This window comes from Intrasporangium sp., assembly GCF_036566125.1.
Taxonomy (GTDB): domain Bacteria; phylum Actinomycetota; class Actinomycetes; order Actinomycetales; family Dermatophilaceae; genus Intrasporangium.
Window position 1 is genome coordinate 1 of the sequence record NZ_DATCWX010000221.1, and the last position, 24,824, is coordinate 24,824.

Genomic DNA, 24,824 nt, shown 5'->3' on the forward strand with positions numbered 1-24,824 from the left:
TCCTTCCGGCCGCAAGCACCTGCAGCTCGTCTTCGACGAGGTCGCGAGCGCGATGTGGGCCGTGCAGATGAACGCGATCACCTTCCACCCCTGGCCGGTGCGCACGTCGAACGTCGACAACCCGGACGAGCTGCGGATCGATCTCGACCCGCAGCCGGGGCGCGACTTCCGCGACGCGGTCGAGGCAGCGTTCGCGCTGCGCGAGGTCATGGCCGAGATCGGCCTGACGGCCTGGGCGAAGACGTCCGGCAACCGCGGCGTCCACGTCTACGCCCGCATCGCCCCGACCCACGAGTTCCTCGACGTCAGGCACGGTGTCATCGGCATCGCCCGCGAGCTGGAGCGTCGCCTGCCCGACCTCGTGACGACCTCGTGGTGGAAGGAGGAGCGGGGCGAGCGCATCTTCGTCGACTTCAACCAGGCATGCCGTGACCGGACCATCGCCTCGGCCTACTCCCCGCGTCCACTGCCCGGCGCCCCGGTCTCCACACCGGTTACGTGGGAGGAGCTCCGCGACACAGACCCCCGGGCGCTGACGATCCGGACCGTCCCGGCGCTCGTGGCCGATCGTGGGGACGCCTGGGCTGGCATCGATGACGCCGTGGGTGATGTCGCGAACGCCATTGCCCTGTGGGACAAGGACGTGGAGCGTGGTCTCGGTGAGTTGAACTTCCCCCCCGACTACCCGAAGATGCCCGGCGAGCCGCCCCGCGTCCAGCCGAGCAAGCGCCGGCAGGACAAGTCCGACGAGGAGTACATGGCGCCCAAGGCCGAGCGCGACGCTGAGCTCCGGGAGCTCTGGGGCCCGGTGCCGCCGCCAGTCCCGCCGATGCTGGCCAAGGCGGTCAAGGACTTCGGCGCGGTCAAGGGCGAGGTCGTCTACGAGCCGAAGTGGGACGGCTTCCGCTCGATCATCTTCCGCTCTGGAGACGAGGTCGAGATCGGCAGCCGCAACGAGAAGCCGATGACCCGGTACTTCCCGGACATCGTCGAGGCGGTCAAGGCGAGCTTCCCCGAGCGGGCCGTCATCGACGGCGAGATCATCCTCATCGACCCCACGGACGGCAACCGCCTCGACTTCGAGCTGCTGCAGCAGCGGATCCACCCTGCCGCGTCGCGGGTGCGCAAGCTGTCCCTCGAGACGCCGGCGAGCTTCGTCGCCTTCGACCTGTTGGCGCTCGACGACGAGGACTTCACCGACCGCCCCTTCAGCGAGCGCCGCGCCGCACTGGAGCAGGCGCTCGCCAAGGCGGAGGCTCCGATCCACCTGACCGCGATGACCTCGGACCGGGACGAGGCCAAGGACTGGTTCGAGCAGTTCGAGGGAGCCGGCCTGGACGGCGTCATCGCCAAGCCGGTCGACGTGCGCTACGAGCCGGACAAGCGGCTCATGTTCAAGATCAAGCACGAGCGCACGGCCGACTGCGTCGTCGCGGGCTACCGCACCCACAAGACCGACGCCGAGGCGATCGGCTCGCTCCTGCTCGGCCTCTACGACGCGGACGGCAACCTTGCCAGCGTCGGCGTCATCGGCGCGTTCCCGATGGCCCGTCGCCGTGAGCTCTACGAAGAGCTGCAGCCCCTCGTCGCCGAGTGGGACGACCATCCGTGGAACTGGGCCAAGCCGGAGGAGGGAGTGCGGACGCCACGGTCCTCCGAGTTCTCCCGGTGGAACAACCAGAAGGACCTCTCCTTCACGCCGCTGCGGCCCGAGCGGGTCGTCGAGGTCCGCTACGACCACATGGAGGGCAACCGCTTCCGCCACACCGCACAGTTCGTGCGGTGGCGAGACGACCGCACGCCCGAGTCGTGCACCTTCGAGCAGCTCGAGGAGCCCGTCAGCTACGACCTCGCCGACGTGCTCTCCGCAGGGCGCGACTGAGCCACCCACGCGAGCTGGGTTGCAGCGCAAGCCAGCTCAGCGGCATACGGCATCATCGTGTGCCGTTGAACGCCTCAACCACAAGGTCGTATGCCGCTGGGCTTGCGGCGGCGACCAAGCCTGGGGCCGCGATGTCGCTGGCGACGTAGGGCTGGCCGTCCGTCCGCCCGACGAGGCCGCCCGCCTCGTGGACGATGAGTGAGCCGGGCACGTGGTCCCAGGGTCGGGTCGAGCCGTAGAGCAGGTAGTCGGTCTCGCCCTCGACGAGCTTGGGGTAGTCGATGCCGCAGGAGACCCACGTCAGGGTGAGCGGCGCGAGGTCGCCGAAGGCCTTGCCGAGCCACGTGCGACGCGACGTCCGCCCGGCCAGAGCGGTCTCGTCCGGGGCGCTCCGGTGCAGGCGCTCGCCGTTGCGGTAGGCGCCCGCCCCGCGCTCGGCGACGTACGCGAGGCCGTGCTGCGGCTGCCAGATCCAGCCGCGGACCCCCACGCCGTCGTGGACCTCGCCCACCATGACGGCATGGTCGGGCGATCCGTGCACGAAGTTCTTGGTGCCGTCGACAGGGTCGACCGTGAACGCGTGCCGGGCCGATGTATAGGCCTCGAGCAGCAGTCCCTGAGCCGCGTGCGCCTCCTCACCGAGCACCACCGCATCCGGGTAGGCGGCGTTGAGGGCCTTGGTGATGAGGACCTCGGCCTCGTGGTCGGCGACCGTGACGAGGTCGCCCGGGTTCTTCTCGTGGATCTCTCCGGTGGCAAGGGCGCGGAACCTCGGGTTGATGACCTCTTCGGCCACGTCCTTGAGCAGCGTCAGGACGGCATCGGTATCCACAGGCACAACCTATCCGGCCTGACACGCCAGGTTCTGCGCACACGACCGGGGTCAGGGTGCCTGCCGGGTGGCCAGCGCGAGGGTGAGCACCACTCGGTTGTCTCCGACGTCGAGCGTCATCCCGAGCAACTGCTCGACTCGAGCGATCCGGTTGCGCAGCGTGTGGCGGTGCACGCCGAGGGCGCGCGATGCCGGCTCCCACGCGCCGTTGTGGTGGAGGAAGACCTCCAGGGTCTCCACGAGGCGATCCGCCGCCGGATCGCTCAGGAGGGGGGCGAGGGTGCTCTCCGAGAGCGCCCGGACCCGGTCGCGGACGACGTCGTCGCCGAGCACCGACTCGAGGGTGAGCCGCTCGAACCACGCGACCTTCTTGCGATCCCGGTGGGCCGCCGCGGCCGCGCGCTGGGCAGGCAGGACTGCTGCGGCGGCCATCTCGGGACGCACGACTCCGCTCACTCCGATCGTCGTGCCGACCAGGCCTTCCGCGCGGACGACCGCCTCGAGACGGTCGACGGCGAGCTCGGCCTGGGCTGCCGCGACGAGGACGCGAAGATCACGGTCGGAACGCGAGACGAGGTGGTGCAGGCCCAGCGTGGCGAGCTGGTCGTGCACGACGACACCGACGCGCTCGCCCGTGTCACCACGGCCCACGGTGCCGCTCGGGTCCGTGGCCACGAGGAGGACCACGTCGTCGCCCGGGTCGAAGCCGAAGTGGCGCAGCCGTCGCACGACGTCGGCGGGAGCGGGCGCGGCCTCGAGCACCAGCGAGAGAGCGAGCTCCCCGAGCCAGAGGTGCGCCTCCTCGACCTCGCGCGTCCGGTCCAGCTGGAGCGTCGCAAGGGTGACCGCGTGGTTGAGGGCCACACGAGCCAACGGATCGCCAATCGCCGGGGCGCGCGCGACGAGCCATCCTCGCCGGGTGACGCGGCCGGCGAGGGCGTGCAGCTCGAGACCGCCGGCCACGGCCGCAGTCGTCGGCCCCTTGGAGCGCAGGGCCGCACGTATGCGCGCCACGTGCCCGGGGATCTCCGCAAGCAGGTCCGGCTCGACCTGCGCCGTGGCGAGCACCGCACCGGCCTCGTCCAGCACTGCCACCGGCCCGTCGAGGTGGTTCGCCAGCATTGGAACAAGTCCCAACAGGCCGGAGCGCAAGGTGGCACGGGTCAGCGCGTCTTGGAACGCAATGACCGACTGGAGCGAGGCCTGTCGGTCGTCCGCGAGGCGCTGCGCAACGGCGCGCGAGACGGCGATGAAGGGTGTGGGCAAGGGGATGCGCACGAGGGGCAGTCCGTGCTCCCCACAGCGCTCGACCAGCCCCACGGGAACGTCCGCGAAGCGCACCCCCACGCCGAATCCCAGCGCCGCCGCACCCGCCGTGACGAGCCGGTCGACGTAGGCGTGCTGCTCGGCCCGGGTCCGCGGCAGGCGCAGCCCCGTCGTCATGACCAGCTCATCGCCAGACAGGTACGGCCCTGGGTCGACCAGCTCGATCGGATGCGCCCACGCGATCGTCGTGGCACGACCGTCGCCGACGACGAGTTCGAGCCCGAGCTCGGGGCGGCCGATGATCCAGCTGAGCGGCACGGACATGACAGCCCTCCGGATATCGACTAAATGTCCTGTCTCACTATCACAGATTCACCAAACCGGCCATGTCCCGATGCCACCGACCGAATTAGCGTTCCTGGTCATTCCCGGGCCGCTACCGGCCCGCCATCACTCCACCACCAGCCATGACGGAAGGGATCGGGTCAATGACGACCACCCATGACGAGGACGCCCACCTCGCATCGCTCGGCTACACGTCCGACTTCAAACGAGACATGTCCTTCTGGGGCAACTTCTCGCTCGGCTTCACCTACCTGTCCCCCGTCGTGGGCGTGTACTCGCTCTTCGCGTTCGCCGTCGCGACGGGCGGACCCGCCTCGATCTGGGCCGTCGTGATCGCCGCCCTCGGACAGCTCCTCGTGGCCCTCGTCTTCGGCGAGGTCGTCTCGCAGTACCCGGTCTCGGGCGGGATCTACCCGTGGACCCGTCGCCTCTGGGGCCGTCGCTGGGCGTGGATGGCCGGCTGGATCTACATGATCGCTCTGCTCGTGACTATTGCCAGCGTTTCCTACGGCGCCGGTCCGTTCGTCGCAATGCTGATCGGCATCGAGCCATCGACTGCCGTGACCGTCGCCTGCGCCGTTGGCCTGATCGTCCTCGTGACCTTCCTCAACCTCGGCGGCACGAACCTGCTTGCCAAGCTCGCGTTCTTCGGCTTCGCGGCCGAGCTCGTCGGGGCCCTGGCGGTCGGAGGCTGGCTCCTGCTGACGCAGCGGCATCACGGCCTGAGCGCGATCTTCGACACCGCAGGCACCGAGGGCAACGGATCCTACCTGCCCGCCTTCCTCACCGCCGCCCTGCTGGGCGTCTACCTCTACTACGGTTTCGAGGCGTGCGGCGACGTCGCGGAGGAGGTGAAGGATCCGCGCCGCCAGATCCCCCGTTCGATGCGCATGACCATCTACATCGGCGGCTTCGCCTCCTTCTTCATCACCCTGGCCCTGCTGCTCGCCGTCCCAGACTTCGGCAAGGTCGTCTCTGGAGAGGACGCCGATCCCGTCACGACGATCCTGCAGAACGCCTTCGGCCCCGTCGGCTTCCGCGTCGTCCTCGCGATCGTGCTCATCTCGTTCTTCTCGTGCGCCCTCAGCCTCCAGGCCGCGGCCAGCCGGCTCATCTACTCCTACGCCCGCGACCGGATGATGCCGGGTTGGCACGCCCTCAGCCGGTTCTCGCCCCGACGTGCCGTGCCGCCGAACGCCCTCCTGCTCGCCGCTGTGGTCCCGGCCGTCATCGTCCTCGGCTCTATCGTCTCCGAAAACGCCCTGACCAAGATCGTGTCGTTCGCGGCGCTCGGGATCTACCTCGGCTTCATGATGGTCGTCCTCGCCGCGCTGCGTGCCCGGATCAAGGGCTGGCGCCCGAGCGGCCCGTTCACCTTGGGTACGTGGGGTCTCCCGGTGACGCTCGTCGCACTGACCTACCAGGTCCTCGCCGCTGCGAACATGTCGTGGCCGCGCACCCCCGACGCGCCGTGGTACGACAACTGGATCGTGTTGCTCTCGGCCGGCATCGTCATCACGATCGGCCTGGTCTACATGCTCGTCGCACGGCCACACGAGCGGCACGATGCCCCACACGGTGACGCCGTGGCCTCCACTCTCGACCCGGACTCCGGCCGCGCCACCGAGCCGGCCCGGGTCGGCTGAGCCCGTCCATCCCCCGACAGCGGCGTCCCGTTCATCCCGACCAGGAGCGTTTCCATGTCCCAGTTGACCAACTTCATCGGCGGCGCACACGTCGCCCCGGCCGACGGCCGTTACACGGACGTCATCGACCCCTCCACGGGCGAGACCTACACCCAGGCGCCGCTGTCAACCCAGGAGGACGTCGATCGCGCTTATGCCGCCGCTGGCCGCGCCTTCGAGGGCTGGCGCGACACGACGCCCAGTGAGCGGCAGCAGGCGCTGCTCCGGATCGCCGACGCGATCGAGGCCCGGGCGGACGAGCTCGTCGAGTCCGAGAGCCGCAACACGGGCAAGCTCGTACCGCTGACGCACTCCGAGGAGATCCCTCCGATGCTCGACCAGATCCGCTTCTTCGCGGGGGCTGCCCGCGTCCTCGAGGGGAAGGCGGCCGGCGAGTACATGCACGGCCACACGTCGTGGATCCGTCGCGAGCCGATCGGTGTCATCGGCCAGGTGGCGCCGTGGAACTACCCGATGATGATGGCGATCTGGAAGTTCGCCCCGGCCATCGCCGCAGGCAACACCGTCGTGCTCAAGCCGAGCGACACGACACCGGTGTCGACACTGCTCTTGGCGGAGATCGCCGCCGAGGCGCTGCCGGGCGGCGTCCTCAACGTCGTCACCGGTGATCGCACCACGGGCAACCTGGTCGTGAGCCACCGGACGCCGCAGATGGTCTCGATCACCGGCTCGGTCCGGGCTGGCATGGAAGTCGCGGGTGCTGCCGCACTCGACGTCAAGAAGGTCCACCTCGAGCTCGGCGGCAAGGCCCCGGTCATCGTCTTCGGCGACGCCGATCTCGGTGCGGCCGCGGAGGCCATCGCCGTCGCGGGTTACTTCAACGCCGGCCAGGACTGCACTGCAGCAACGCGAGTGCTCGTCCACCGAAGTGTCCATGACGAGTTCGTCGCCGCGCTTCGTGAACAGGCGGTGGCGACGTCGACGTCATACGAGGGCGGTCGGACGGACGAGAACGCGCTGGTCCCGCCGGTCAACAACGCCGCGCAGTTCGAGCGCGTCCTCGACTTCCTCACGCGTGTCCCCGAGCACGCTGAGGTCGTCGCGGGAGGACAGCGCCAGGGTGACCGGGGGTTCTACGTCGAGCCGACGGTCGTTGCGGGGCTGCGCCAGGACGACTTCCTCATCCAGAACGAGATCTTCGGCCCGGTCATCACCGTCCAGGCCTTCGATGACGAGGCCGAGGCGCTGCGCCTGGCGAATGACGTGAACTACGGGCTGGCGTCGTCCGTCTGGTCGAGGGACTTCGGAACGGCCATGCGTGTCAGCAAGGGACTCGACTTCGGATGTGTGTGGATCAACACCCACATTCCCCTCGTCGCGGAGATGCCCCACGGTGGTTTCAAGCACTCTGGCTACGGCAAGGACCTGTCGATGTACGGGCTCGAGGACTACACCCGGGTCAAGCACGTCATGGCGAACATCGAGTCGTGAGTGACCGACCGTGACGACTGCAGTGACTGAGACCACAACAACCAGTTCGTATGCCGCTGGGCTCGCTTCGCGGGAGCCGCTCGCTCCAGTCGTGCAACGTCGCCTGGTCCAGACGGCGATACCGGGCCCTCGCTCCCTCGCGCTCCAGAAGGAGCGCGAGGGGCACGTGTCGGGCGGCTTTGGCGCCACCGTGCCCGTCTTCGTCGAGCAGGCCTCCGGCGGGATCATCGTCGATGTCGACGGGAACCAGCTCATCGACCTCGCGTCCGGGATTGCCGTGACGAGCGTGGGGGCATCCGCACCCGAGGTGGCCGCGGCGGTCGCGGAGCAGGCGAGTCGTTTCACGCACACGTGCTTCATGGTCACCGAGTACGAGGGGTTCGTCGACGTCGCCAAGGCACTGGCCCGGCTCACGCCGGGTGATCACGAGAAGCGGACAGCCCTGTTCACCACCGGCGCCGAGGCGGTCGAGAACGCCGTCAAGATCGCCCGGGCCGCGACAGGACGACAGGCCGTCGTCGTCCTCGACCACGCCTACCACGGCCGCACTCTTCTGACGATGACGATGACGGCCAAGCACGTGCCCTACAAGGCGGGCTTCGGGCCGTTCGCCCCGGAGGTCTATCGGGCGCCGACGGCGTACCCGTTCCGGTCACCCGTCGGGCCGGAGCGGTGCGCGGAGGACGCCCTGGCGCGCCTCACCGAGATGATCACGACCCAGATCGGCGCCGACCGTGTCGCCGCCATCATCGCCGAACCGATCCAAGGCGAGGGTGGCTTCATCGTGCCGGCGCCGGGTTTCCTCAAGGGGGTGCAGGACTTCGCGCGCGAGCACGGGATCATCTTCATCGCCGACGAGATCCAGACGGGGTTCGCCCGGACCGGAACGATGTTCGCCTCCGAGCACGAGGGGATCGTGCCCGACCTCATCTGCACGGCAAAGGCACTGGGCGGTGGCCTACCGCTCTCAGCGGTGACGGGTCGCGCCGAGATCATGGACCGCATGGCGCCGGGGACGATCGGCGGCACCTACGCGGGCAACCCGGTCGCGTGCGCCGCGGCGCTCGCCGCCATCGGCGTCATCGAGCGCGACGACCTGGTCGCGCGAGCCAGCGCCATCGAGGGCCAGGTACTGCCGCGGCTGCGGACCCTCGCGGAGGACGTCCCGGCCATCGGCGACGTGCGCGGCCGCGGCGCCATGCTCGCGCTCGAGTTCGTCGTCCCCGGGACGACCGAACCGGACCCCGCAGCCGCCCGAGCGGTCGCTGCCCACTGCCACAGCGAAGGCGTGATCACCCTCGTGTGCGGGACGTTCGGCAACGTCATCCGACTGCTGCCGCCACTCGTCATCGAGGCCGACCTGCTCGCTGACGCCCTGGACGTGCTCGAGCAGGGGATTCGGGAGCTTGGATGACCACGGTGACACCACCCGATGAACTGGCAACCCGACAGGTGCAGGTCGAGCCGAGTCACGACCCGCGAACCGGGACAGTCCGCGGTCAGGTGCCGACGAGCTCGGCGGACCAGGTTGCGGGTGCCGTTGCACGTGCTGCCGCATGCGCCGCAGAGGTCGGCCGCAGCGCCCCGGCTGTCCGGGCAAGGTGGTTGCGGTCCGTCGCCGACGCCCTCGCCACCGAAGCAACCGCCGCCGAGCTCGTTGCCTTGGCGGACGCCGAGACCGCGCTCGGCCCCTCCCGACTGGCGTCCGAGCTGGCGCGCACCGTGGACCAGTTGCGGTTCTACGCCGATGTTGCCGTCGAGGGGTCGTGGCTCGGAGCGACCATCGACACAGCGACGTCGGAGCGCTCATCCCTCGCCCGCGTGCGAATCCCGCTCGGGCCCGTCGCCGTCTTCGGGGCGAGCAACTTTCCGTTTGCTTTCGGCGTCCTCGGCAACGACACGGCGAGCGCTCTCGCCGCGGGCTGCCCGGTGGTGGTCAAGGCCCACCCGGCTCACCCGGAGCTCGCCGCGAGACTCGTCGAGGTCGCAGTACGGGCACTCGCCTCCGCAGGCGCTCCCGCGGGTGCTCTGGGCATCGTCGCGGGGTTCCACTCCGGAACCACCCTCGTCCAAGCCGCCGAGATCACTGCTGTCGCGTTCACCGGGTCACAGCGCGGTGGGCTCGCGCTGTGGCGTGCTGCCAACGAGCGGCCAGTCGTCATCCCGGTCTTTGCGGAGATGGGGACTGTCAACCCCGTCGTCCTCACCCAAGCCGGTGCGCGCGAGCGGATGGCTGACGTGGCAGGCGGCTTCGTCCAGTCGTTCACCGCCGGGAGTGGTCAGTTCTGCACCAAACCGGGGCTCCTCCTGGCCCCCGCGGGGTCTGGAGCCGCCGAAGCGGTGGCCGTAGCCCTGGAGACCGAACGACCACGTGGCTGGCACCTCACCGAGGGGATCGCGCTCGACGCCTCGGCCGGTGTCATCAACCTCATCGAGGCGGGAGCCGAGCTGGTCACCCGAATCACGAACCCGGAGCGGGGCTGGGCAGCATCAGCTGCTCTGCTGCGGGTGGAGGCGTCTCGCCTCGTCCGCGGCAGCCGACTTCTCGAGGAGTGTTTCGGCCCCGTTGCCCTCGTCGCGGAGTATGCCGATGACGCGGAGCTCGACTCCGTTCTGACCGCGCTTCAGGGCAGCCTCGCGGCGTCGGTCATGTCGGCTGGTGCCGGTGATGCCGAGACAGCCGGCCTCGTGCAGCGCCTCTCCCTCGTGGCCGGCCGCGTCACCGTCGACGAGTGGCCCACCGGCGTGGCCTGGACCTGGGCCCAGCAGCACGGTGGTCCGTGGCCGGCAACCTCAGCTCCCGGTGCGACGTCGGTCGGTGCCGCAGCACTCGACCGCTTCACCCGTCCCATCACCTACCAGAACGCCTGCGACCATGACCTCCCCCCTGCGCTGCAGGATGCAAACCCGTGGCGGCTCCCACGCCGAGTCGATGGCGTACTCGGCCGCCCAGTCTCGGCAGGCTTGTAGTGCAAGCCAGCTCAGCGGCATACGGCAGAGGGAGAGCCAAGGATGGCCCGCTCGCCGGTCTGCTCGTCGCCGACTTCAGCCGCGTGCTCGCCGGGCCGCTGGCGACCATGACGCTGGCGGACCTCGGCGCTGACGTCATCAAGGTCGAGCGGCCGGGGGCCGGGGACGACACGCGGCACTGGGGACCGCCGTGGACGCCACGAACGAGCTCGTACTTCGAGAGTGTCAACCGGTCGAAGCGGAGCGTGACGCTCGACCTGAAGGACCCGACCGAGCGGGCGCTCGCCGTTGAGCTCGCACGGCGTGCCGACGTGTTGGTCGAGAACCATCGCACAGGTGCACTGGACGCGCTGGGTCTGGGCTTTGCGGACCTCAGCGCGGCGAACCCGGGGCTCGTCTACTGCTCGATCACCGGCTTCGGCAGCGCCCAGGGTGCGGGTATGCCTGGTTATGACTTCCTGGTGCAGGCCGTCGGTGGACTGATGAGCATCACCGGAGCCCTCGACGGCGAACCGACCAAGGCGGGTGTGGCGCTCGTCGACGTACTCACCGGCAAGGATGCGGTCATCGGAGTACTCGCCGCGCTGGCCGACCGGGCGCGGACCGGGCGCGGCCAGCACGTTGAGGTCAACCTCTTGTCATCGCTGCTGGGGGCGCTGGCGAACCAGGGATCGGCCTACCTCGCGACAGGCGTGAGCCCGGGGCGGCTGGGCAACCAGCATCCGTCGATCGCGCCCTATGAGACGCTCCGGTGCCGCGACGGGCTGATCGCCGTGGCCTGCGGCAACGATGGGCAGTTCACCCGATTGGCGGCGGCTATCGGCACGCCTTGGCTGCCCGTGGATCCGCGCTTCGCCACGAATCCAGCACGGGTCACACACCGGACCCAGCTCGTCACGGCACTCGAAGGCGCGCTGGCAGCCGAGGAGGCGAGCCACTGGGTCACGGTGCTCACCCAAGCCGGCGTGCCGGCTGGCCAGGTTGGCCACATCGGCTCTGGCCTCGAGCTCGCGCGTTCGCTGGGACTCGAGCCGACCATTGCGGTCGGCGGTAACAGCCCGGACCAGATCCGACACCCGATCAGCTACTCCTCCAGTACGATCCGCAAACCAAGCCCGCCGCCGGCCCTGGGCGAGCACGACTCGGAGATCCGTGCGTGGCTGCGTTCGACGCCGACAGGTTGTGGACACTCGACGGAGGAGGACCGACCTCCACTCGCGTGAGGGGTCAGGGGCCGGGCTCGAGACCGCGGACCAGCGCCTGCAGGCCGAGCTCGAAGCTGTCGCGGTCGATCCGAGCGGCGTCCGAGCGCAACCGATGGGCCTGCGTCAGGTGCGGGTAGCGGTCGAGGTAGACCTGCACGTCGTCGGCGAACCCGGAGGCGAACGGCGTGGACGCGGCGCCGATGACGAGGTACTTGACGGCTCCGGAGATCTCGGTGGCCCGTCTGGCCGGCCATCCACCGCCGACCAGTCCGCCGTGCACGGCGTTGGCCATGTCGAGGAACTCGTCCCGGCGCTGGGTCCCCGACGCGATGATCGGCGCGGCATTGGGGTGGGCCGTGAGCGCGGCATGGTACGAGCGGGCCCACGTCAGCAGTCCCTGGCGCCAGCCCTGCTCGAAGCCGCTCGTGTCGACGTCCGCGATGAGCTTGTTGGCGACGGCGTCGAGGACGTCGTCCTTCGTCGCGTAATGGGTGTAGAGCGAGGCGGCCTGCACCCCCAGGGCGTCGGCGAGGCGGCGCATCGAGAGCGCCGACAGCCCGTGCTCGTCGATGAGCTCGAGCGCGACATCACGGATGCGCTCCCGACTGAGCAGTGGCGTGCGCGGCCGCGGCATGACCCTCCCTCTTGTCGAAACTAACGTCGTTAGGTTAACATCCAAACACTGTTAGGTAAGAGTTGCCGGCATCGCCCACGGCCCCGAGACGAGAGACGATCGATCCATGGCACGTCACACACCCATCGCCCCGCTCCGCCTGTTCGACACGGACCACCTCATCGGCGAGGACGACCGGGCCATCCGCGACGCCGTCCGCCACTTCGTCGACAACAAGATCAAGCCCGAGGTCGGCCAGTGGTTCGAGGACGGGGCGCTACCGGTGCGGGAGCTGGCCCAGCAGCTCGGTGAGCTCGGAGTGCTCGGAATGCACCTCGAGGGCTACGGCTGCGCCGGCACGAGCGCCACCGCCTACGGCCTGGCCTGCATGGAGCTCGAGGCCGGCGACTCCGGCATCCGCTCGCTCGTCTCGGTCCAGGGCTCGCTCGCCATGTTCGCCATCTGGAAGCACGGCTCCGAGGAGCAGAAGCAGCAGTGGCTCCCCCGGATGGCCGCCGGCGAGGCGATCGGCTGCTTCGGCCTCACCGAGCCGGACTTCGGCTCCAACCCGGCCGGCATGCGCACCCGTGCCCGCCGCGACGGTGACGACTGGGTGCTCACCGGCACCAAGATGTGGATCACCAACGGCTCGGTCGCCGACGTGGCGGTGGTCTGGGCCCAGACCGACGACCGCATCCGCGGCTTCGTCGTCCCCACGGATACGCCCGGCTTCTCCGCGCCCGAGATCAAGAAGAAGCTCTCGCTGCGCGCGTCGGTGACGAGCGAGCTCGTCCTCGACGAGGTCCGCCTGCCGGCCTCCGCGATGCTGCCCGGGGCGGCCGGGCTGTCCGGTCCGCTCTCCTGCCTCAACGAAGCCCGCTACGGCATCATCTTCGGCTCGCTGGGCGCGGCCCGCGACTGCCTCGAGACGACCATCAGCTATGCGCAGGAGCGCGAGATCTTCGACCGGTCGCTCGCCTCCTACCAGCTCACCCAGGCCAAGCTCGCCGACATGGCCCTCGAACTGGGCAAGGGCATGCTTCTCGCCCTCCACCTCGGCAGACTCAAGGACGAGGCCCGCCTCCACTCCAACCAGGTGAGCCTCGGCAAGCTCAACAACGTGCGTGAGTCCATCGCCATCGCTCGCGAGTGCCGGACGATCCTCGGCGCCGCCGGGATCACGCTCGAGTACCCGGTCCTGCGGCACGCCAACAACCTCGAGTCCGTGCTCACCTACGAGGGCACGTCCGAGGTCCACCAGCTCGTCATCGGTCAGGCCCTCACGGGCGAGGCCGCCTTCCGCTGACCCCGCCAGTTCAGGACCACGGTCCCCAGCTGGTGGAAAGATCGGCCCCAAGCCCGCCCGTTCGGGACCACGGTCCGCATCTGGCGGGGGCTCGCGGGCCTCGCCGGGAACGCCGAGCACGGCGCGGCCGTTCATCGAGTAGCAGTTCACCTACAGGGTAAGGAGACACAGGTGACATTCGGTGAGCAGATCAAGCACAAGGCCGACGAGGTCAACCTCCAGGGCAAGGCCAAGGACTTCGGCGACGCCGTGGTCGAGGTGGCCAAGGCCGCGCTCGGCCTCGCCGCCGGCTACGCGGCCGAGAACCGCGAGAAGGTCGACGGAGCGCTCAACAAGGCGACGCAGACGATCGACGAAAAGACCGGCGGCAAGCACGCCGACACGGTCACCAAGGTGCGCGCGCAGGTCGACAAGGGCATTGACAAGCTCGTCGAGCACAAGCCGCAGCCTGACTCGACCACGCCGACCACGCCGACCGTGCCCGACGACACCCACTCGGCCTTCGACGACGACGCGACCTCGGGACCCCGGGAGTCGTCACCGCAGTAGCCAAACTCCACATATCGCCGTGGCCGACGTAGGTTGGTGGCAGGCCAGGTGGGTACGTGTACGAGGCTCGGCGGCGCGCTCCCGAGCCTCGTGCTGGAGGCCCATTCGCCCGAAGCGCTCGCGTATGATTCCTGCTGACGAAGGCCCCTGAGATGTCAAACGACGTGCACCTTCCGTCCGAAAGGCCACGGGTGCCCGTGATATGAACCGACTCCACGAGGGATTCGTCCTCGGCGACCGGTACCGGCTCGAGAGCCGCATCGCCTCTGGCGGTATGGCCGACGTCTGGGCCGGCAACGACGAGGTGCTCAAGCGCCTGGTCGCGATCAAGATCATGCGGCCCGACTCCAAGCACGAGAAGCTCTTCGCCCTGCGCTTCCGTGACGAGGCCGTCCACTCCGCTGGCCTCAACCACAACAACATCGCCACGGTCTTCGACTACGGCGAGGATGACGGCCTGGCCTACCTCGTCATGGAGCTCGTCGCCGGTGAGCCGCTGTCGACCATCCTCCGTGAGCGCGGGCCGCTCCCCCCGGCTGAGGTGCGGTCCATCCTCGGGCAGGCCGCCCTGGCCCTGGCCGTCGCCCACGAGGCCCGCGTCATCCATCGCGACGTCAAGCCGGCCAACATCCTCGTGCGACCCGACGGCGTCGTGAAGCTGACCGACTTCGGCATCGCGCGGGCCCTCGACGCGTCCGGGCACACCCAGCACGGCGAGATGCTCGGCACGCCCAACTACATCAGCCCGGAGCAGGCCATGGGCCAGCCGGCCACCGGCTCCAGCGACCTCTACGCGCTCGGCGTCGTGGGGCACGAGATGCTTTCGGGCAGCCGCCCCTTCGATCGCGGGACGCCCATCGCCACGGCTCTCAGCCACGTCAACGAGTCGCCGCCGTCGCTGCCGGACGACGTCCCGGACGACCTCGCGCAGGTCATCCACGACTGCCTGCAGAAGAACCCGGCCGACCGTCCCCCGAACGCGGCCGCCGTGGCGGTCCGGCTGGGTCTCGGCGACGAGGAGGTCACCGGGCTGGCACTCGGCCTCGCCCATGCGCTCGGGGGAGCCTCCGAGGAGGCGCGGCACTCCGAGCAGCTGCCGACGCAGGCCATGCCCTGGCCCGCTGACCGCTGAGCTCCTTCCTTCCTGGGGCGGAGAGGGGCACTCACTGTGCCGTATGCCGCTGAGCCGGCTCAGCGGCATACGGCATCTTGTGTGGGTGGCTGGCATGGTTTGGCCTGCGCCCGAGGCACGCACCACGCGTGACGACCCAAACGAGGGGTGGGCAACGATCACCGCACTGGCCGCGCCGTGCGAGGCAGTCAGCCTGGACGTGTCCAGGTTGCCGATCGGGGGCGGGACCGGCCAGCCAAGGGAGCCGGCAGGACGGCTAGATCGGCTCATCGGCGCGCCAGGCCAGCAGGGCCGCCCGGACGACGATGGCCTCCTCGGCGTCGGTCGCGTCGAGGCCCGACAGCTCCGCACAGCGTCGGAGCCGGTTGTCGACGCTGTTGGGATGCAGGTGCAGCAGCTGGGCAGTCCGCCTGCGGTCGCGCCCGGTCTGGACATAGGTGCGCAAGGTCTGAAGCAGTTCGTGCCGACCCGTCAAGGGCGTGAGCATCTCCTTGAAGCGCTCCCGCGCCGGACTGGGTCGCATCAGCTGGTAGTCGACGAGGACGTCGTCGAGGGAGTAGATCCCTGGCGGGCGCCGGGTGGCCCGGACGACGTCACAGACCTCCCTGGCCAGCTTCGCCGCCTCGGACACGTGCTGGGGCGCGGCCGCAGCCCATCCCGCGTAGATGGGCACGTCGACGACTGCCTGCACACGCCGGTGCGACTGTGCCAACCAGGCCCGGTCTTCTATCGACACCCAGTCCGGACCGGCCGGGCGGGGCACGAAGGCGATCCAACCGGAGCGAGGTGATGCCCAGAGCACGGGCTCGTCGACGATCCGGGTCGCCTCCTGCTGGATGCGCCGGATCGCGCGGCGCACCCCATCGTCGTCCTCCGGGAGGTCCCGCTGCCCGAGCGAGAACGCGGCGACGATGTAGGCGGCGGGCAGGCGGACGCCAGCTCGAAGCGCCGACTCATCGGTCGCGGTGCCGTCGAGCAGGTCCGCGACGAGCGTCTGACGCGTGGCGAGCTCCTCACCGAGGATCGACTGTCGCTCGCTCGTGTAGCCGGTCGCCACGGCGACGGCGACGACCCGGACGAGGTCGAACCCGAAGGACTGGACGGCGACGGCGGCTCCGGCGTCGTCGGCACCGGCCAGCCTGGCGACCTCTTCCGTGACGGTTCCAGCGGCCAGGTGGAAGGCGGACATCACCTCCTCCATCGGCACGCCGCCGCTGGCGCGCCGTTCCGCAGTGCCCCGCACCGGAGCGAGCATCTCCTGGGTGGGCAGCTCCCGGCGGCGGAAGGCATGGATGTAGTAGCCGAGGAACAGCCGGGCCATGTCGATCATCTGACCGTCGGGCTGATCGTCGGGCTTGGAGCCAGCCAACCTGGCGTAGCTCGGGAGCTCGGCACGAAGTCGGCTCAGCATCGCCGCGGCAAGTTCGTCGCGGTGCTGCTCCAAGGCCTCCGCCACAGGCCTCCCGCGGAGGGCAACCGTTGCGTTACGCCACGAGAGTGGCACGACCGAACTGTGATCCATCACAACCTCCCCGACGAAAGACTAGGCCAAGTCCCAGTACACGGACGCGACCGGAGGGAGGAACATGGGACGCATTCCACTTCTCACGGAGCGGCGGATCTGCTGCGCCGAGACGAATTGGTGGCGAGGTGACACGCCCAGTGATGCGTGGACGCATCGAGGCGGGTCCCGTGGCCGACCTCCACCGGCCGCGGGCCCAGGCGAGCGCGCCGCACCCGCCCTGCCAATCAGGTCGAGGTCCGCGCCGTCGAAGCGGAGCGACCGCCCCGCTCAGCGGCCCGCCTGAGCCACGAGGGCTCGGACGAACCGCACGAGCGCCACGATGATCGCGACGATGCACCCAAAGATGCCCACCCCGATCACCCAGCGTGCGACCAGGTCCCACGGCATCGCGGTGGTGTCGAAGTCGAAGGGGAACACCTGCCAGATCCGGACCAGTGAAGCGAGTCCCACCGACGTGGTCAGCGCATCGCCGAGTGCCCGCACCCATGGCGGATCGAACACCGAGTACACCGCGTTCGCGACCACGGCCGCAGCCATCGAGAGGTTCACCAGCAGCAGCACGTCGGTCGTGCTCTCGGTGAGGAAGGGCACCGCCCGCCAGCCCGGGGTCACATTGACGAGGAAGAGCAGGACGAGGTTGACCGTCATGGCCACCGTGTAGCCGGCCCGTCTCCCGGCGACGGATGGCCCGGTGTGACTGACGTGGGTCGTCATGGCTGCACCTGCTCATGGCGTGGCGGGTCCATTGGCGAACCCGGCCCACTCGGCGGCGGAAGCATCGCCCCAGCACCTGGCGGAGCCGCCTCGATCGGGGGAGCTCCCGGCCCCGGCGGCGTGTGGACCCACGGCTCGGTGCCGCCGCCGTCGTAACGGAACGGCGGGTACACATCAGTCATGAGCAGCGCATAGACCCCGACCCGGGTGGTCCACCGGTTGAGGCCCACGATGACGTCGAAGAGGCCGCGGTTCGGGACGCCCGTCACGAGGAGCACCACCCCGGCGACGAAGGTGATCAGCGCCAGGATGCCCGGCCAGCCGCCGACCTGAACGCCGTTCTCATTCGTGTGGGACTGCGTCCCAGCGATGATCGCGACGATGATCCAGTGCGGCAGCAGGAGGAGCCACTTGACGAAGATCAGGCCGCGCGAGAGGCGCTCGGGGTAGTCGACCGTGAGCCGCGTGTCGTCGTCCGGTAGCGCATCGAGCGTGAACGGTGGATAACGGTCGGTTCCGAGGCCACCGGTCCCGCAGTAGTGCGAGACGCGCCAAGTCCACCGCAGGACCCCGACGTTGAAGTCGAAGAGACTGCGTGGGTAGCGCGCCGTGAAGAGGATGGCGAACCACGCGATGATCGTGGTGACCACGACGGCGCACCACAAGAAGAACAGCACGATGAAGTGCGGGATCGCCAGGAACCACTTGACCAGCCACAGCCATCTGGACAGGTCCGGGGCCAGTCGGGCCTCGAGCACCAGCGGATAGGGCTTGGCCGCGTCGACGGTCACGGCGTCAGCCCGCCTGTCAGGTGGAGGCGCCGCGACGACAGGCGGTGGCGCGCCGACCGGCGGTGGCGCCGTGGCGAAGGGCGGTGGCGCTGCTCCGGCGAGCGACATGGGGCTGCCGCCAGGGGCCGCACCGGAGGTCGGGGGCCGGTTCGAAACGGCGTAGACGACCAGGATGGTTCCGATGACCGCCAGCACGATCCCGGCCACGAGGAGCCCGATGGCGATGCCGCCCAGCGCGCCCGAGCGGACGGCGGCCTGGACGTTCATCGCGACGCCCGGCTCACCCGATGCGTTGAGGAAGGCAACCGTCCAGTGCCCCGTGGTAGGCGTCCAGGTCAGCTCCTGCGTGCCGGGCCCGGTGGCCCGCGCGACCCAGAAGTCCTGCGAGGCGGGAGGGGCAACCGCTGCGACCGTGCCGGCGACGTGCCGGTACCGAACGGTCCCGTTCCAGTTGACGATGACGGCCTCGTCTCGCGTGACATCGCCGAGATAGGCGTTGAGCTCACTCGTCGGCGCGACCCCGATGAAGGCCTCCTGGCCCTCAACCGGGGTGGCCCGGAACCTGAAGTCGAGATCGATCCAGTTGACGAGGCCGGCCGGGCCGCGGAAGTCGATGACAGCCTCACCCGTGGTGACGGCGGCGCCCTCGGACTGGAGCCGGTCGATGTCCACCGCGTGCCACCCGTTGTCGTCCCGGGCGGCCAGCTCGTAGACGCCGATGGCGCCACCACCGATGAGCAACCCCAGCGCCGGAGCCAGCAGAAGGATGCCGATGACCAGAGAGACGATGTGACGTGGTCTCATGATGACCCCCAAGGAAATACCCCTGACACTCTTGACGATACGCCGTCAGTGAGCGGCGACCTCCGTCTGTGACCCAACAGTCAGGGGTCGGGAGAGCACCTCGCGAACGGCCGCTTCGAGCCCGCCCGGGGTGTGCTCGCGCAGCTCGTAGCGGGCTCGGACGAGCGGCTTGCTCACGCTGAGGATCCGCCCCAGGTCGATGGGCGTGCCCGACACGACGGCATCGGCACCCGTGGCTGCGATCGTCGCCTCGATCGTCGCCTCGAGGTCGCGGACCTGGGCCTCGCCGTACCCCATGGCAGGGAGGATCCCCTCGGCGTTGGGGTACTTCGCGTAGGTGTACGCCAAGGACCCGACGGCGTAGGGGCTCGGGTCCACGATCTCCTCGGCGCCGGCCGCGCGGGCACCGACGACCGCCGCGCCGTAGCTCATCGAGCCGTGCGTCAGCGTTGGCCCGTCCTCGATGCAGATGACCCGCTTGCCCGCCACGACCCCGACGTCGTCGACCGTCACCGGGCTGTCGGCGCGCAGCACCGTGGCTCGGGGGTTGAGCCGCCGAACCGTGCGTTCGACCGCCTCGATGTCCTCCGGTCGAGCGCTGTCGCACTTGTTGATGACGACGACGTGCGCCATGAGCAGGTTGGCCTCGCCCGGGTGGTAGCTGTCCTCGTGCCCCGGGCGGAGCGGGTCGACGAGCACGATGTGGAGGTCGGGCTGGTAGAACGGCAGGTCGTTGTTGCCGCCGTCCCAGAGGACGACGTCCGCCTCCTGCTCTGCCGCACGGATGATCTGCTCGTAGTCGACGCCGGCGAAGACGACGGAGCCGTTGTCGATGTGCGGCTCGTACTCCTCCCGCTCCTCGATGGTCGTCTCGTGGCGGTCGAGGTCCGCATACGTCTCGAACCGTTGGCAGGCCTGGGCAGCGAGGTTGCCGTAGGGCATCGGATGGCGGATCGCCACGACCGTCTGGTCGAGGTCGCGCAGGATCCGTGACAGGTACCGCGTCGTCTGGCTCTTGCCGACGCCCGTGCGCACTGCCGTCACGGCGATCACCGGGCGGCTGCTGCGCAACATGGTGCTCCTCGCGCTCTGCAGCCAGAAGTCCGCACCCGCTGCGATGCATCGCGACGCCACGTGCATGACCTGCTCGTGGGGCATGTCCGAGTAGGCGAAGACGGCGACGTCGGCCTTCTCACGACGGATGAGATCGGTCAGCTCGTCCTCCTCCACGATCGGGATCCCCGCCGGGTAGAGGTCGCCGGCGAGCTCCGGCGGATAGGTCCGCCCGTCGATGTCCGGGATCTGCGTCGCGGTGAAGGCGACAACTCGGTGTCGCGGGTCGCCGCGGAAGACGACGTTGAAGTTGTGGAAGTCGCGGCCAGCGGCTCCCAGGATGATGACCTTGCGTACGGCGTTCCCATCGGTGCTCACGACGAACCTCCGGCTGCGGTCGCCGACGGACCGACACACCCGGACTGGGTAGTCCTGGCCTCGGCCACCCGCCGACGCCAGTGTATGCGCCGCCCCGCGCGATCCGGGGGCCTGAGACGGGCCTGAGACGCGACTCACCCGGCCGGTGTGGCCCAAGTCCTTGTTCATCGGAGCCGTCCGGTGAACGCTGGGGCCATGGAGACCGTCGACCTCAACGCCCACGAGGAGCACCTGTCACTGGCCGAGCAATGGGTGGCCCGCAACTACGACCCGCTGCCCGTCGTCATCGCGAGTGCGGAAGGCGCCTGGGTCATGGACGTGTCCGGCCGGCGCTACCTCGATGCCCTGGCCGGCTATTCGGCGCTGAACTTCGGGCACCTTCACCCGACCCTCGTCGCTGCGGCGGAACAGCAGCTGGCCCGCCTGACCCTGACGAGCCGCGCCTTCCACAGTGACCAGCTCGCGCCCTTCTGCCGCGACCTCGCCGAGCTGGCCGGCAAGGATCTCGTCCTGCCGATGAACACTGGTGCCGAGGCCGTCGAGACAGCCATCAAGACGGCTCGCCGGTGGGGGTACCTCGTCAAGGGGGTGCCGGACGGCCGGGCGCGGATCGTCGTCATGCGAGGCAACTTCCACGGCCGGACCACGACGATCATCAGCTTCTCCGACGACCCGGTGGCGCACGACCACTACGGGCCCTACACGCCGGGCTTCGACCTCGTGCCCTACGGCGACATCGGGGCCATCGAGGCAGCGATCACCGACGACACCGTCGCCGTCCTGCTCGAGCCGATCCAGGGCGAGGGCGGTGTCGTTCTCCCGCCGCCCGGCTTCCTCCGTCAGGTCCGCGACCTGACGAGCCGTAAGGGGATCCTCATGCTCGCGGACGAGATCCAGTCCGGCTTGGGGCGCACCGGCACGACCTTCGCCTGCGACATCGAGGACGTCGTCCCCGACATCTACATCCTCGGCAAGGCGCTCGGCGGTGGCATCGTCCCCGTGTCGGCGATCGTGGCCGACGCCGACGTCCTCGGGGTCATCACCCCCGGGAGCCACGGGTCGACCTTCGGCGGCAACCCGCTGGCGGCAGCCGTGGGCCGGGCGGTCGTCGGGCTCCTCGCCACCGGCGAGTACCAGGAGCGGGCGGCCCGGCTGGGCAAGGTCCTGGAGGATGGCCTCGAGTCGCTCGTCGGCCATGGTGTCGAGCGGGTCCGGGTCCGCGGGCTGTGGGCCGGAGTCGACATGGATCCGTCCGTGGCGTCGGGCCGGGAGGTCTGCGAGCGGCTCCTCGGGGAAGGAGTGCTCGCCAAGGACACCCACGGCTCGACTATCCGCCTCGCCCCGCCCCTCGTCGTCGAGGAGCCGGAGGTCGAGCTGCTCGTCGACACCCTCGGTCGCGTCCTCCGCTGACCCCCTCCCCCCGCAACACACCCGCTTATCGACTGCCCGGACCTGTTGCAGCAGGGGGGCGCAGTCGATAAGCGGGTGTGTTGCCGGGTAGGCGGCGCGTGAGCCCAGCGTGCGCGCGAAGCCAGCTCAGCGGCATACGGCCAATGTGGTTGTGTCTCAACCCTTCTCGCGGAGGGCGGCAACCGTCTGGGCCAACCCCTCGCTCAGGGGGCGCGGATCCCAGCCGAGGTCTCTCTCGGCCTTGGCTCGCGTGCCGAGGTAGTCGCCCAATGCCGCGCGGAGCGACTCCGGGTGAAACATCGGGGGGAGCGGCACCACCCTGGCAACCGGCGTCATGATCCGCTCGGTCGCGCGCAGCAACCCAGCCGGTACCAGAACCGGCCCCTTGGTCCCGGCGACGGCAGCGACCTGGTTCAGGAGTTTCTCCAGCGTCGCGGGTTCCCCGGCGAGCATGTAGCTCTCCCCCGGTACGCCACGCTCCATCGCGAGGATGTGCCCCCGAGCGATGTCGCTGACGTGGGCCCAGGTGAGCCGACCACCGCCAGCCGGAGCCGCGGGTCGCTTGCCCGCCACGACCTGTCTGATGAGCTCGCCGGTCTGGGACGTGTCGCCGGGCCCGTAGATGGCCCCAGGCATGACGATGACGACCGGTAGCCCCGCCGCCGCGAACTCCTTTGCCACGACGTGCGCCTCGGCCTTGGTCCGGTCGTACGCCGAGATGTGGCCGCCGTGGTGCTGGTGGCTCTCGTCGAGGATGCGACCGCGCGTGTCGGAGTTGACGGCCAGCGTGCTCGTGTAGACGATCCGCGGTGTCCCGGCGCGCTGGGCAGCGGCCAGGACGTTGCGCGTCCCCTCCACGTTGACGCGCTGGCCCGGCGACGGATCCCGCTGACCGACCTTGTACCAGCCGGCCACGTGGAAGAGCCCGTCCGCCCCCGCGAGGAGTCGGTCGAGCGCGTCGCTGTCATCGAGGTCCCCCTCCACCAGGTCGACCCCGATGGCGTCGAGCTGGATGGCGCGAGCCGGGGAGCGCACCAGTGCGGCCACCTCGTGACCAGCGTCGATGAGCTGACGCGCGAGCTCGCCGCCGACGAAGCCGGTCGCCCCAGTCAATGCATAGCGCATGGACGCCATTGTCGGATCTGACGCCGACCCGGTGTCAACGAAACGAGAACCGATCGGAGCCCCGAGGTCGACAGTAGGGATATGGCTGATGGTGTCGTCCGAGACGACCAGGCCCTCCTCGAGGACCTGGCCGACGGCGACCTCGCTGCCCTCCGACAGCTCTATGACCGCCACGCGCCTTGGCTCTCAGTGCGACTCACGCGCCGCTGCAACGATGGTGAGGTCGTGGCGGACGTCCTGCAGGACACGTTCGTCGCCGCCTGGCAGGGCGCCGGCCGCTACCAGGGCAGGGGCGAGGTCGGCGCCTGGCTGTGGGGCATCGCGATTCGCCAGCTGGTCAGCCGCCTGCGCCGACGCCACAACGTGCCCCTCCTGCGGGACCCCGGCGCGTCGACCGCCATGTCCCCGAGCCTCGAGGACGAGCTGCTGAGCGGCGTCGAGTACGGCGACCTCGGCCGGGCCATGGCCCACCTCCCGTCCGAGCTGCGCGCCGTCATCCAGGCCACGGTGCTCGACGGCCTCACGACCAGGGAGGCCGGGCACCTACTCGGCATCCCCCAGAACACCGTGAAGACCCGAGTCCACCGCGCCAAGGCGAGCCTGCGGGCCAGCCTCCTGGAAGGGAGACCGTCATGAGCACGCACCACGTGCGTCCCGGCGACCTCCGAGCCTGGGTGCTCGGCGAGGCCGACGGCCTCGTGTCGATGTCGGTCGAGCAGCACGTCGTGGTCTGCTCTGCGTGTCAAGCCGCCGTCGCGACGTCGATGAACCCCATGCCGTATGCCGCTGGGCTCGTTCCCGATGCACCCTCCCCCGCGCCCGTGGACTTCACAGACGTCTGGGCGGCGGTCCGAGACGAGATCGAGGTGCCTCGTGCCTCGCGGCTCGAGCGGCTCCTCGTCCGGCTGGGCCTGCCCCCCGGCGACGCGACCCTCGCCGCAGTCGCACCGGCGCTGCGGGGTTCGTGGATCTGTGCCCTCGCCCTGGCGGTCACCTTCGCCCTGGCCGGGGTGCTGTCGATGCGCGCCGGAAGCGCCACCCTGGTGCTCATGATCGCGCCGGTCATGCCGGTGCTCGGCGTCGCGATCGCCTTCGGTCCGGAAGCGGGACCTGTGCTGGAGCAGGAGAGCAGCACGCCGTACCCGCTCGAGCGGCTCATCCTGCTGCGCGCCGCGGCCGTGCTGCTCACCGCCGTGCCGGTCGTCCTGCTCGGCCAGCTCGTCCTGCGCGAGAGCGCCGCCTGGCTCTGGCTCCTGCCGGCGCTCGGGTTCACCGCGTCCGTGCTCGGCCTGTCGACGTGGCTCGGGCCGTGGCGCCCTGCCGTCGCCATCAGTCTCGCCTGGGTGGCCATCACCTTCTCGGCGGCCCGACTGCACACCATCTGGGCCGTCGTGGCCCCCCGCTATCTCGTGCTGTACCTCGTCATGCTCGTCGCCGGATCGCTTGTCTTCGTCGTCCGGTCCCGCCGTCTGGGCACCATCGGAAGGATCCCGTCATGACCACCTCCACACCGACGGCTGTCGCCACCGTCTCCCTGAGCGGAGTGACCAAGCGCTACCGGTCCCTCGCCGCACTCGACGACGTCCACCTGGAGCTGGGGCCCGGGATCACCGGGCTGCTCGGGCCGAACGGCGCCGGCAAGACGACGATGCTACGCGTCATGGCGACCGTGCTGCGGCCCGATGACGGTACGGTGCGGCTGCTCGGCCGTGACCCGATGGACCCGGACGCCCGCACCGACGTGCGGCGTCGACTGGGGTACCAGCCCCAGGAGCTCGGCTTCCCCC

21 protein-coding genes are annotated in these 24,824 nt (G+C 69.8%); 13 read left to right on the forward strand and 8 right to left on the reverse strand.

Annotated features, from left to right (window positions below; all coding sequences use genetic code 11):
* The coding region (locus VIR15_RS13525) for an ATP-dependent DNA ligase (RefSeq protein WP_331928480.1) at positions 1 to 1,882 on the forward strand (1,882 nt) is incomplete at its 5' end.
* Between the two features lie 52 nt (positions 1,883 to 1,934).
* Here VIR15_RS13525 and VIR15_RS13530 read toward each other — a convergent pair.
* On the reverse strand, positions 1,935 to 2,714 hold the full coding sequence (locus tag VIR15_RS13530; RefSeq protein ID WP_331928482.1) for an inositol monophosphatase family protein: 780 nt from the start codon (positions 2,712 to 2,714) through the stop codon (positions 1,935 to 1,937).
* Positions 2,715 to 2,765: 51 nt separating this feature from the next.
* Positions 2,766 to 4,304, reverse strand: a complete 1,539-nt coding sequence (locus tag VIR15_RS13535; RefSeq protein WP_331928484.1) for a PucR family transcriptional regulator — start codon at positions 4,302 to 4,304, stop codon at positions 2,766 to 2,768.
* A gap of 164 nt (positions 4,305 to 4,468) precedes the next feature.
* Here VIR15_RS13535 and VIR15_RS13540 point away from each other — a divergent pair, with 164 nt between their 5' ends.
* The 5 genes from VIR15_RS13540 (at position 4,469) to VIR15_RS13560 (ending at position 11,655) form a co-directional block, all read left to right on the forward strand.
* Positions 4,469 to 5,971: an APC family permease gene (locus VIR15_RS13540; protein ID WP_331928486.1), complete on the forward strand. Its 1,503-nt coding sequence runs from the start codon at positions 4,469 to 4,471 to the stop codon at positions 5,969 to 5,971.
* Positions 5,972 to 6,025: 54 nt separating this feature from the next.
* A complete protein-coding gene (locus tag VIR15_RS13545; protein WP_331928488.1) occupies positions 6,026 to 7,462 on the forward strand; it encodes a gamma-aminobutyraldehyde dehydrogenase in 1,437 nt (478 codons plus the stop codon).
* A 91-nt stretch (positions 7,463 to 7,553) separates the two neighbouring features.
* Positions 7,554 to 8,876 (forward strand): 4-aminobutyrate--2-oxoglutarate transaminase, encoded by a 1,323-nt coding sequence (gabT, locus tag VIR15_RS13550; RefSeq protein WP_331928490.1) that lies wholly within the window; start codon positions 7,554 to 7,556, stop codon positions 8,874 to 8,876.
* Positions 8,873 to 10,432, forward strand: a complete 1,560-nt coding sequence (locus tag VIR15_RS13555) for an aldehyde dehydrogenase family protein (RefSeq protein ID WP_331928492.1) — start codon at positions 8,873 to 8,875, stop codon at positions 10,430 to 10,432. Before gabT ends, VIR15_RS13555 begins: the two co-directional genes overlap by 4 nt.
* A complete protein-coding gene (locus VIR15_RS13560; protein WP_331928494.1) occupies positions 10,432 to 11,655 on the forward strand; it encodes a CaiB/BaiF CoA transferase family protein in 1,224 nt (407 codons plus the stop codon). The genes VIR15_RS13555 and VIR15_RS13560 overlap by 1 nt, the downstream gene beginning before the upstream one ends.
* Positions 11,656 to 11,659: 4 nt before the next feature.
* Here the strand turns inward: VIR15_RS13560 and VIR15_RS13565 are convergent, their stop codons facing one another.
* Positions 11,660 to 12,271 carry a TetR/AcrR family transcriptional regulator gene (locus tag VIR15_RS13565; RefSeq protein ID WP_331928496.1) on the reverse strand — a complete coding sequence of 204 codons (612 nt, stop codon included), beginning with the start codon at positions 12,269 to 12,271 and terminating at the stop codon, positions 11,660 to 11,662.
* Positions 12,272 to 12,377: 106 nt separating this feature from the next.
* Here VIR15_RS13565 and VIR15_RS13570 point away from each other — a divergent pair, with 106 nt between their 5' ends.
* From VIR15_RS13570 to VIR15_RS13580, 3 genes are all read left to right on the forward strand, one after another.
* Complete coding sequence (locus VIR15_RS13570) at positions 12,378 to 13,556, forward strand: acyl-CoA dehydrogenase family protein (RefSeq protein WP_331928498.1); 1,179 nt, start codon at positions 12,378 to 12,380, stop codon at positions 13,554 to 13,556.
* Between the two features lie 171 nt (positions 13,557 to 13,727).
* Positions 13,728 to 14,105 carry an antitoxin gene (locus VIR15_RS13575; RefSeq protein ID WP_331928500.1) on the forward strand — a complete coding sequence of 126 codons (378 nt, stop codon included), beginning with the start codon at positions 13,728 to 13,730 and terminating at the stop codon, positions 14,103 to 14,105.
* 202 nt (positions 14,106 to 14,307) lie between these two features.
* A complete protein-coding gene (locus VIR15_RS13580; protein WP_331928502.1) occupies positions 14,308 to 15,237 on the forward strand; it encodes a serine/threonine-protein kinase in 930 nt (309 codons plus the stop codon).
* Positions 15,238 to 15,493: 256 nt separating this feature from the next.
* Here the strand turns inward: VIR15_RS13580 and VIR15_RS13585 are convergent, their stop codons facing one another.
* The 4 genes from VIR15_RS13585 to VIR15_RS13600 all read right to left on the reverse strand — a co-directional run bounded on the left by VIR15_RS13585 (position 15,494) and on the right by VIR15_RS13600 (position 20,502).
* On the reverse strand, positions 15,494 to 16,741 hold the full coding sequence (locus VIR15_RS13585; protein WP_331928504.1) for a PucR family transcriptional regulator: 1,248 nt from the start codon (positions 16,739 to 16,741) through the stop codon (positions 15,494 to 15,496).
* Positions 16,742 to 17,029: 288 nt separating this feature from the next.
* Positions 17,030 to 17,476, reverse strand: a complete 447-nt coding sequence (locus VIR15_RS13590; RefSeq protein ID WP_331928506.1) for a hypothetical protein — start codon at positions 17,474 to 17,476, stop codon at positions 17,030 to 17,032.
* The gene (locus VIR15_RS13595) at positions 17,473 to 19,071 is read right to left on the reverse strand and encodes a DUF4389 domain-containing protein (protein ID WP_331928508.1); all 1,599 of its coding nucleotides are present in this window, start codon (positions 19,069 to 19,071) and stop codon (positions 17,473 to 17,475) included. The genes VIR15_RS13590 and VIR15_RS13595 overlap by 4 nt, the downstream gene beginning before the upstream one ends.
* Before the next feature lie 45 nt (positions 19,072 to 19,116).
* Positions 19,117 to 20,502, reverse strand: a complete 1,386-nt coding sequence (locus VIR15_RS13600; protein ID WP_331928510.1) for a cyclic 2,3-diphosphoglycerate synthase — start codon at positions 20,500 to 20,502, stop codon at positions 19,117 to 19,119.
* A gap of 195 nt (positions 20,503 to 20,697) precedes the next feature.
* Here VIR15_RS13600 and rocD point away from each other — a divergent pair, with 195 nt between their 5' ends.
* Positions 20,698 to 21,912 carry an ornithine--oxo-acid transaminase gene (rocD, locus tag VIR15_RS13605; protein WP_331928512.1) on the forward strand — a complete coding sequence of 405 codons (1,215 nt, stop codon included), beginning with the start codon at positions 20,698 to 20,700 and terminating at the stop codon, positions 21,910 to 21,912.
* Between the two features lie 156 nt (positions 21,913 to 22,068).
* Here the strand turns inward: rocD and VIR15_RS13610 are convergent, their stop codons facing one another.
* On the reverse strand, positions 22,069 to 23,037 hold the full coding sequence (locus VIR15_RS13610; RefSeq protein ID WP_331928514.1) for an NAD-dependent epimerase/dehydratase family protein: 969 nt from the start codon (positions 23,035 to 23,037) through the stop codon (positions 22,069 to 22,071).
* A gap of 81 nt (positions 23,038 to 23,118) precedes the next feature.
* On the opposite strand from VIR15_RS13610, the gene VIR15_RS13615 reads away from it, so the two are divergent.
* The 3 genes from VIR15_RS13615 to VIR15_RS13625 form a co-directional block, all read left to right on the forward strand.
* Positions 23,119 to 23,673 (forward strand): RNA polymerase sigma factor, encoded by a 555-nt coding sequence (locus tag VIR15_RS13615; RefSeq protein WP_331928516.1) that lies wholly within the window; start codon positions 23,119 to 23,121, stop codon positions 23,671 to 23,673.
* Positions 23,670 to 24,536, forward strand: a complete 867-nt coding sequence (locus tag VIR15_RS13620; RefSeq protein ID WP_331928518.1) for a hypothetical protein — start codon at positions 23,670 to 23,672, stop codon at positions 24,534 to 24,536. The genes VIR15_RS13615 and VIR15_RS13620 overlap by 4 nt, the downstream gene beginning before the upstream one ends.
* On the forward strand, positions 24,533 to 24,824 hold a 292-nt coding region (locus VIR15_RS13625; protein ID WP_331928520.1), incomplete at its 3' end, for an ATP-binding cassette domain-containing protein. The genes VIR15_RS13620 and VIR15_RS13625, both read left to right, overlap by 4 nt.

Bases quoted from the DNA above. Each gene is read 5' to 3' on its own strand.
- VIR15_RS13535 (WP_331928484.1), bottom strand. From the start codon at position 4,304: ATGTCCGTGCCGCTCAGCTGGATCATCGGCCGCCCCGAGCTCGGGCTC.
- VIR15_RS13540 (WP_331928486.1), top strand. From the start codon at position 4,469: ATGACGACCACCCATGACGAGGACGCCCACCTCGCATCGCTCGGCTAC.
- VIR15_RS13545 (WP_331928488.1), top strand. From the start codon at position 6,026: ATGTCCCAGTTGACCAACTTCATCGGCGGCGCACACGTCGCCCCGGCC.
- VIR15_RS13555 (WP_331928492.1), top strand. From the start codon at position 8,873: ATGACCACGGTGACACCACCCGATGAACTGGCAACCCGACAGGTGCAG.
- VIR15_RS13565 (WP_331928496.1), bottom strand. From the start codon at position 12,271: ATGCCGCGGCCGCGCACGCCACTGCTCAGTCGGGAGCGCATCCGTGAT.
- VIR15_RS13570 (WP_331928498.1), top strand. From the start codon at position 12,378: ATGGCACGTCACACACCCATCGCCCCGCTCCGCCTGTTCGACACGGAC.
- VIR15_RS13580 (WP_331928502.1), top strand. From the start codon at position 14,308: ATGAACCGACTCCACGAGGGATTCGTCCTCGGCGACCGGTACCGGCTC.
- VIR15_RS13590 (WP_331928506.1), bottom strand. From the start codon at position 17,476: ATGACGACCCACGTCAGTCACACCGGGCCATCCGTCGCCGGGAGACGG.
- VIR15_RS13595 (WP_331928508.1), bottom strand. From the start codon at position 19,071: ATGAGACCACGTCACATCGTCTCTCTGGTCATCGGCATCCTTCTGCTG.
- rocD (WP_331928512.1), top strand. From the start codon at position 20,698: ATGGAGACCGTCGACCTCAACGCCCACGAGGAGCACCTGTCACTGGCC.
- VIR15_RS13610 (WP_331928514.1), bottom strand. From the start codon at position 23,037: ATGCGCTATGCATTGACTGGGGCGACCGGCTTCGTCGGCGGCGAGCTC.
- VIR15_RS13615 (WP_331928516.1), top strand. From the start codon at position 23,119: ATGGCTGATGGTGTCGTCCGAGACGACCAGGCCCTCCTCGAGGACCTG.
- VIR15_RS13620 (WP_331928518.1), top strand. From the start codon at position 23,670: ATGAGCACGCACCACGTGCGTCCCGGCGACCTCCGAGCCTGGGTGCTC.